Origin of the sequence: uncultured Brachyspira sp., assembly GCF_949287625.1 — a bacterium.
Classification (GTDB): domain Bacteria; phylum Spirochaetota; class Brachyspiria; order Brachyspirales; family Brachyspiraceae; genus Brachyspira.
The window spans coordinates 23,112-30,406 of record NZ_CASEGO010000022.1; the positions used below are offsets into that span (position 1 = coordinate 23,112).

Here is a 7,295-nt window from a genome sequence, read left to right on the forward strand (position 1 = left end):
GTTTTAATAAAAAAATGTTATTAGTTTAGACAATTTTACCTTTAAGGAGATTTATATCTGATGGGAGCAATGGATTTAGTATTCAAATTGATATTCGGCTCTAAAGAACAAAATGACGCTAAAGTATTAAGACCTATAGCAGAAAAGACATTATCATTTGAAGAAGAAATAAAAAAATTAAGCAATGAAGAACTTACAAATAAGACTAAAGAGTTCAGAGAAAGAGTAGAAAAACATATAGGATGCAAAACAGAAGAATTAGATTTAAGCAAAGAAGAAAATAAGAAAAAACTTCAGGATATATTAGACAGTATACTTCCAGAGGCATTTGCTGTAGTACGTGAAGCAAGTATAAGAACAACAGGTATGAGACACTTTGATGTTCAGGTAATGGGAGGAACTGTACTTCATCAGGGAAGAATTGCTGAGATGAAAACAGGTGAAGGTAAAACACTTGTTGCCACTCTTGCAGTGTACCTTAATGCTTTAACAGGACTTGGAGTGCATGTAGTTACGGTAAACGATTATCTTGCTAAACGTGACGCTGAATGGATGACTCCTATATATTCTATGCTTGGAATATCTGTCGGCATACTTGATAACACTAGACCTCATTCACCAGAAAGACGTGCTGTTTATAACTGCGATGTTGTTTATGGTACTAATAATGAATTCGGATTCGATTATTTAAGAGACAACATGGTTACAAGAAAAGAGGATAAAGTTCAGAGGAAATTCTACTTTGCCATAGTGGACGAGGTAGACAGTATCTTAATAGACGAAGCCAGAACTCCTCTTATAATATCAGGACCAGCAGAAAAAAACATAAAAATGTATTATGAAATTGACAGAATAATACCTATGCTTAAGCAGGCTGAAGTAGATGAGAGAATGCGTGAAGTGGCAGGAACAGGTGATTATGTACTTGATGAAAAAGATAAAAATGTATATCTTACAGAAGAAGGAGTACATAAAGTAGAAAAACTCCTTAATGTAGAAAACTTATATGGGGCTCAAAGCAGTACGATAGTTCACCATGTTAATCAGGCTTTAAAGGCTCATAAAGTATTCAAAAAAGATGTTGACTATATGGTTACAGACGGAGAAGTTTTGATTGTAGATGAGTTTACAGGACGTGTACTTGAAGGAAGAAGATACAGCGATGGGCTTCACCAAGCAATAGAAGCTAAAGAAAAAGTTGCTATACAAAATGAATCACAAACTTATGCTACAATAACATTCCAAAACTATTTTAGAATGTATCCTAAACTTTCTGGTATGACAGGTACTGCTGAAACAGAAGCAGAAGAGTTTTATAAAATATATAAATTGGACGTTGCAGTTATTCCTACTAATAAACCTATAGCAAGGCAGGATTTATCAGACAGAATATACAGAACTAAAAAGGCAAAATTTGAAGCATTGGCAAAATATATAAAAGAACTTCAGGACGCTGGAAAACCTGCACTTGTAGGTACAGTATCAGTAGAAATGAACGAAGAGCTTTCTAAAGTATTTAAAAGACATAAAATTAATCATGAAGTGTTAAATGCTAAAAACCACTCAAGAGAGGCACAAATAATAGCACAGGCTGGAGAACCTGGAGCTGTTACTCTTGCTACAAACATGGCAGGACGCGGTACGGATATTGTACTTGGAGGAAACCCAGTTGCCAAAGGTGTAGCTGAAATAGAACAGGTGCTTGTACTTATGAAAGATAAAGCATTTAAAGAAAGAGATCCTTACAAAAAAGAAGAATTGAGTAAAAAAGTAAAAGCTATAGACCTTTACAAAGAAGCGTTTGTAAGAAGTGTTATTTCTGGAAAAATAGATGAAGCTAAAGAATTGGCAGAGAAAAATAATGCTTCTGAAATGATAGAAAAAATTGACAGAATTATTCAAATAAATGAAAAATCTAAAGTAGACAAAGAAAAAGTACTTGCAGCAGGCGGTTTGCATGTTATAGGAAGTGAAAGACATGAGGCAAGACGTATTGATAATCAGCTTAGAGGAAGAAGCGGAAGACAGGGAGACCCAGGGCTTAGTGTATTTTTCTTATCGCTTGAAGATGATTTGATGCGTTTATTCGGCGGTGAGAGAGTATCAAAAATGATGCTTGCTATGGGAATGGGCGAAGAGGAAGAACTTGGTCATAAATGGCTTAACAAATCAATAGAAAATGCTCAAAGAAAAGTTGAAGGCAGAAACTTTGATATAAGAAAACATTTGCTTGAGTATGATGATGTTATGAATCAGCAGCGTATGGCAGTTTACGGAGAAAGAGATTATATACTTTACTCTGATGATATATCTCCTAGAGTAGAAGAAATTATAGCTGAAGTAACTGAAGATACTATTAAAGATATAAGCGACAATAAAAAACATGTTGATCCTTTGGAAGTAACAAAATGGCTTAACAGTTATTTAATAGCTATAGATGAAGATGCAGCAAATAAAGCTGTAGAAGGCGGTGCTGATAATGCTGTGAAAAATCTTACTAATTTACTTTTAGAAGCATACAGAAAAAAATCTTTGGAAGTAAATGAAAAAATATTTAGAGAAGTAGAAAAAAATATATTCCTATCAATAATAGATAACAGATGGAAAGATCATCTATTTGCTATGGACAGTTTAAGAGAAGGTATAGGTTTAAGAGGATATGCTGAAAAAAATCCGCTTACTGAATATAAACTTGAAGGCTATAAAATGTTTGTTGCTACTATGAATGCAATACATAATGAGCTTGTAAACTTGATTATGAGAGTGCGTATTATACCTAATTCATTTGATGCTATGGAAAGAGAAAGTGCTTTTGATGGAGCGATTGAAGAGAAAGCAAATGCAAGTGCTATGAATGGAAACAATACTCAAAACATTCAAAGCAAAGTGAAAACTGCTCAGCCTAATGTAAAAATGACTCAGAAAATAGGAAGAAATGATCCTTGTCCTTGCGGAAGCGGAAAAAAATATAAACATTGTCATGGCAAAGATAATCAGCAGTAAAATAATATAAAAATAAAAAAACATAATTTTTAAAAGGCATATATATTAGTTATATATGCCTTTTTTTATTGGTATAAAAATTATAATTACTTGTTTCTAATTAATTATTTTTTATGTAAGCTGCTTTGCAATTACAAAGTATACTATGCTGCTTCTTTTTGATGATATACCTAAACAACTATAATTTGTCAAAAATTAATTTTTTTAACTTAAAATATTTGCGGGACTTCACAGTCGTGCCCGCTCTGCGTGCCGACGAAGTCCACCTGTGGTATTGGCAGCAACTTTGACAAAGTCTGCAGAGCGTGTGCGGCAAAAAAGTTGATAATTCTATATAATGTACATCAGTTGACAAAATGAAATCGTTCCAGTATATACTACTTTAAAATAACTGTAAATAACATTCATAATATATTTCTAATATTAACCGTGTAAAAATACAAAAATTCAAGAGTTATGATAAAAAATAATTTTAACAAATTATAAATTTATATAATAAAAAAGGGGCTTTTTATGCCCCCTAATATTTTATAATTCTTAAGCAGCTAAAGCTTGATTTTTTCTTTTTGTAATTATTTGTATAATTACAAGTATAGCTATAACTCCTATTCCTATAATATCCGTATAAAATTCAGGATATATAGAAAGAAGACCTGCTATAATAAATAATATTCTCTCATAAGGTTTGCATTTTCTAAATACATAACCTTCTAATCCTGCAGATACCCCAAACATACCTATAAGCGAAGTAATAAGTATAGGTATAATATCAGCTATTGTAGTATTAATCATAAGTATATCTGGATTAAATATAAACATATAAGGAATAATAAAAGCACCTATAGAAAGTTTTGTTGCTTCTATTCCGGTTTTAAGAGGATCTGATTTAGCAATAGCAGCACCAGCCATAGCAGCTAAAGCAACAGGAGGTGTAACATCGGCTATAATACCAAAATAGAACACAAACATATGAGCAGCTAAAGGTTCATAACCTAAACCTATTATTGCACTTGCTGCTATTGTAGAAGTAATAAGGTAATTAGCAGTAGTAGGTACTCCCATACCAAGTATTATTGAGCTAATCATAGTTAAAAATAGTAATAATAAAGGTATTCCTCCAGATATTGATATTAATCCTGCTCCTATTTTTAATCCTAAACCTGTTAAAGTAATAACACCTATTATAATACCAGCCATAGCACAAGCAATAGCAACACTTATGATATTTCTAGCAGCATTAACAAAAACGTCTATTAAATCATTAAGCCCGAAACTTACTTTTCTTTTCATTACAATGTCTACTATGGAGTTAACTACAGCAACTATAGCCGCAGCAATAATACCCATTAAACCAGCATATATAGCAGTTTTACCAAGTACAAAGAAATATATTATAGTAAGAAGCGGAATAACTAAATATCCCTTTTTCATTAAAAGCTCGCCCATTTTAGGAAGAGAATCTCTTGATAAACCTTTAAGTCCTGTTTTTTTAGCCTCTAAATGCACCATTATAAATATACCAGTAAAATATAAAATAGCTGGAATAATAGCAGCTTTAGCAACTTCCATATAAGGTATGCCCAAACTTTCAGCCATAAGAAAAGCAGCCGCACCCATTATAGGAGGCATTAACTGTCCTCCAGTAGAAGCAGAAGCCTCAACAGCACCTGCAAACTCAGGTCTATATCCTAAAGATTTCATCATAGGTATTGTGAAACTTCCAGTACCTACAGTATTAGAAACAGAACTTCCAGAAACAGTACCAAACATAGCACTTGTAAGTACAGCTACTTTTGCAGGACCGCCGTCAAAACCTCCTGCTATGGCATTACATATATCTATAAAAAACTGCCCTATTCCAGTTTTATCAAGCAATGCTCCGAAAAATATAAATAAGAATATAAATGTAGCTGATGCTCCTATAGGGGTACCCATTATACCCTCTGTATTATAAAATAAATGTGATACTAATCTTTGAAGAGAGTATCCTCTGTGATTTAAAAAACCTGGTGCATAAGCTCCGAATAATGCATATACAATAAAAACTATTGATATTATAAGTATAGGAAGACCTACTATTCTTCTGCAGGCTTCAAATACAAGAAGTATTCCTATTATGCCTATTACAATGTCTGTTGCTGTATATATGCCTGCACGTCTTACCAAAGAGTCGAAATTTATTGTAATATAGCTCCAAGAAGAAGCACCTATAATAGCAAGTATTACATCATACCATGGAAGTTTGTCTTTAGGCATATCTTTTTTTATAGGGAAAAGTAAATAGGCTAAAAGCATAACAAATGCCAAGTGTGTGGCTCTTACAACCTGTGCTGTAATTCTTCCAGAAAGTATTGAATACAATTGAAACAAACAAAATATTACTGATATTACTATGATTAAATATTTTTTCCAATCTTTATATCTTCTGTATCTTGATTCGCTGTCATATTTACTCATATAATCATCTATTTCTTCAGCTGTTATCATATGAATTTCATTTTTATGTTTCATACGCCCTCCTATTGATTTATTCGGTATATAAATGATACTATATAATCGAATATAGATAATCTCTTATATTCTATTTTTATACTGCTTTGAGGTGAAAAGAATTTGTCTAATTCTATAACTTTATCATCTATGATCATAGTATGATTGGCAGCAGCACCTATAAATAAATAGAAATTTTTAATAATTCTATTCATATTATTTATTTCTATATAATCATCAGTAATAACAATATTTTCATTTTTTTCAGGTTCGGCAATACCAGCACCATATGAAACAAATCTAGTTTTATCTAATACTATATTTCCTTTTTTATCTATAAAATAAAAATCTCTTACCCTGCCTTTATTTACAGAATGAGTATATGAAATAATAAATTTTTTATTATCTATTTTTAATGCTATATTAATTCTATTATTTTTAACACTATTTAATACAAGTCTTGGAAATAGCGGTATAAATAATAAAACAATAAGTATTATGATAATTGTTATAAATAAAATAATTTTTTTAAACATAATAAATATTCTAATATATTCACCATCTTAAATAAAAAAGACGATGAATATATTGTTTTAGATATATATAGAAATTGATATTAGTTATTTCCTACATCATATCCTAGTTCTTTATAATATTTTATAGCACCAGGGTGAAATGGTATTGATATACCTTGATAAGCAGTTTCAATATTTAATTCTTTACCTTTAGCATGAGCTGCAGCTAAATCAGATTTTTTATCAAATAATGTTTTCATTAAATTATAAACAACATCTTCAGGGATATTGTTATTAACGGCAATAGTAGCTTTTACTGCTATAGCTTTAGTATCAGTATCAACTTTATTATAAGTATTGGCAGGTATTGTTATTTCTGTATAATATTTATATTTTCTAAGCATTTCATCTAATTGAATCTGCTCCAAAGAAACTAATACTATATCGCTTGATAAAGATAATTCCTGTAATGCAGCATTAGGTATTCCTGCAACTATAAAACAGGCATCTAATGTTCCATTTTGAAGTCCGTCGCTTGATTCTTTAAATGAAAGATTTGATTTATTTATATCATCAAATGTTAATCCGTATGCTTCTAATATTTGTTTAGCATTAAACTCAACTCCGCTTCCTGCATCTCCTACAGATACTCTTTTGCCTTTCATATCAGCTATTGTTTTTATACCGCTTGATTTTGCAGCAGCTATTTGTATTATCTCTGGGTATAATGTAAGCATAGCAGAGAAATTAGTTAATACCTCTCCTGCAAATATGTCTGTACCATTATAAGCATAGTCCATAACATCATTTTGTACAAATGCTAAATCAGCTTCATGTCTGTTAAGAAGTCTTAAATTTTCAGCAGAAGCTCCTGTTGACTGAGCAGTAACATTCATTCCTTCTATATTGGCATTCCATATACTTGCTATACTTCCGCCGAAAGAATAATAAGTTCCGCTAGTTCCGCCTGTAGCAAAAACGTAATTATAATTATTGCTTTTTTGACAGCTAATAATTAAGAAAGAAACCGCAATAATAAATACTATTATCTTTCTCATAATAAAACTCCTTTAATATATATACATTATTTATTGAATAATACACTTGATATGCTTAAAAGTCAATATTGCTATTAATAATATAGTGTTTAAGTATTAATATATGTTTTATGTTTTTTAGTTAAAAAGTTTGATAAAATATTTTTGTGTATAGTGTGAGTTAGTTGTATTTTTTATTAAAATAATATATTATCTATAATATGTATATAATAGCTTTTTTACTTTAAAA

4 protein-coding genes are annotated in these 7,295 nt (G+C 30.8%); 1 reads left to right on the forward strand and 3 read right to left on the reverse strand.

Going from position 1 to position 7,295, the window contains the following annotated elements; translation table 11 throughout:
- Window positions 1-60: 60 nt before the first annotated feature.
- The gene (secA, locus tag Q1X91_RS05585) at window positions 61-3,003 is read left to right on the forward strand and encodes a preprotein translocase subunit SecA (protein WP_300754232.1); all 2,943 of its coding nucleotides are present in this window, start codon (window positions 61-63) and stop codon (window positions 3,001-3,003) included.
- Between the two features lie 537 nt (window positions 3,004-3,540).
- Here the strand turns inward: secA and Q1X91_RS05590 are convergent.
- The 3 genes from Q1X91_RS05590 to Q1X91_RS05600 all read right to left on the reverse strand — a co-directional run bounded on the left by Q1X91_RS05590 (window position 3,541) and on the right by Q1X91_RS05600 (window position 7,066).
- Window positions 3,541-5,514, reverse strand: coding sequence for a TRAP transporter permease (locus tag Q1X91_RS05590; RefSeq protein ID WP_300754235.1), 1,974 nt, complete (start codon window positions 5,512-5,514; stop codon window positions 3,541-3,543).
- An 8-nt stretch (window positions 5,515-5,522) separates the two neighbouring features.
- Entirely contained in the window at window positions 5,523-6,029 is a 507-nt protein-coding gene (locus Q1X91_RS05595; RefSeq protein WP_300754236.1) for a DUF1850 domain-containing protein, read from the reverse strand.
- A gap of 80 nt (window positions 6,030-6,109) precedes the next feature.
- Complete coding sequence (locus Q1X91_RS05600) at window positions 6,110-7,066, reverse strand: TAXI family TRAP transporter solute-binding subunit (RefSeq protein WP_300754239.1); 957 nt, start codon at window positions 7,064-7,066, stop codon at window positions 6,110-6,112.
- Between the last annotated feature and the right edge of the window lie 229 nt (window positions 7,067-7,295).

What these genes read in the sequence shown, in the direction of transcription:
- Q1X91_RS05590 (WP_300754235.1), bottom strand. Translation starts at nt 5,514, where the DNA reads ATGAAACATAAAAATGAAATTCATATGATAACAGCTGAAGAAATAGAT.
- secA (WP_300754232.1), top strand. Translation starts at nt 61, where the DNA reads ATGGGAGCAATGGATTTAGTATTCAAATTGATATTCGGCTCTAAAGAA.
- Q1X91_RS05595 (WP_300754236.1), bottom strand. Translation starts at nt 6,029, where the DNA reads ATGTTTAAAAAAATTATTTTATTTATAACAATTATCATAATACTTATT.
- Q1X91_RS05600 (WP_300754239.1), bottom strand. Translation starts at nt 7,066, where the DNA reads ATGAGAAAGATAATAGTATTTATTATTGCGGTTTCTTTCTTAATTATT.